Origin of the sequence: Pseudonocardia pini (assembly GCF_013870575.1) — a bacterium.
GTDB lineage: Bacteria > Actinomycetota > Actinomycetes > Mycobacteriales > Pseudonocardiaceae > Pseudonocardia > Pseudonocardia pini.
In genome coordinates this window covers 1-1082 of the sequence record NZ_JACBXB010001206.1, presented here as the reverse complement: position 1 = coordinate 1082, position 1082 = coordinate 1, and the positions used below count along the sequence as shown (strand labels likewise).

The window sequence follows — 1082 nt, the reverse complement described above, 5'->3', positions numbered from 1 at the left end:
GACGACGCCGGGCCGGGCGGGCGCGTGCCCGCCTCGACGCCGGGCCTGCCGGTGGACGCGGTGGCGTGCGAGCTGCTGGCCACGACCAAGCACGTCCGGGAGTTCCGAATCGTCGACGGCCTGTCCCGCGGCGCGCTGACGGACGCGTTGGGAGACAAGGACACCGGCACCGTCGTGCACGCCTAGACCGGGCCCGGGCGGCCACCCCCCTCCGCGCGGCCCGCCCCGCCACCCCTCCGCGAGTCCCCCCATTCCGACGCGCGAGTCGGACATCGTCCCCGCCCGCCCTGTCGGACTCGCGCGTCGAAAGTGGGGGACTCGCGCGTCGAGAGTGGGGGACTCGCGCGTCGAAGGTGGGGGACTCGCGCGTCGAGAGTGGGGGACTCGCGGGTCAGAGCCAGCCGGGCTTCACCAGGCCGCTCTCGTAGCCCAGCACCACCAGCTGCGCGCGGTCCCGGGCACCGAGCTTCACCATGGAGCGGCTCACGTGGGTCTTCGCCGTGGCCGGGCTGACCACGAGCTTCGCGGCGATCTCGTCGTTGGACAGGCCGGTGGCGACCAGGGCCAGCACCTCGCGCTCCCGGTCGGTGAGCAGGTCCAGCCGGTGGCCCGGGGCGGCGGGGCGGGAGCGCTGGGCGAACTCGGCCACCAGGCGTCGGGTCACGGCGGGGGAGAGCAGCGCCTCGCCGCCGTGCACCACGCGGACCGCGCGGAGCAGCTCGGCGGGGTCGGTGTCCTTGACCAGGAACCCGCTGGCCCCGGCGCGCAGGGCGTCGAAGATGTAGGCGTCCTCGGCGAAGGTCGTGAGCACCACGACCCGGGTCGCGGCCAGCCGCGGGTCGGCCGTGATGTCCCGGGTCGCCTCGAGCCCGTCGCGTCCGGGCATGCGGATGTCCATCAGCACGACGTCGGGCAGGGTGTCCCGGCAGACCCGGACCGCGGCGTCCCCGTCCTCGGCCTCCCCGACGACCTCCAGGTCCGGCGCCGAGCCGAGCAGCGCCCGGAACCCGGCGCGCACCAGCGCCTGGTCGTCCGCGAGCACGACCCTGATCACGTGTCCTCCAGGGGTAGCAGGGCCTCGA

The 1082-nt window shown here is 75.4% G+C and carries 1 protein-coding gene and 1 pseudogene; one reads left to right on the top strand and one right to left on the bottom strand.

Features of this window, described 5'->3' with window-relative positions:
- Window positions 1-186 (top strand): annotated as a pseudogene (locus tag H5J29_RS33870) (hypothetical protein); the annotation flags it as partial.
- A gap of 205 nt (window positions 187-391) precedes the next feature.
- On the opposite strand, the gene H5J29_RS33865 reads toward H5J29_RS33870, so the two are convergent.
- Entirely contained in the window at window positions 392-1054 is a 663-nt protein-coding gene (locus H5J29_RS33865) for a response regulator transcription factor (RefSeq protein WP_181784932.1), read from the bottom strand.
- Between the last annotated feature and the right edge of the window lie 28 nt (window positions 1055-1082).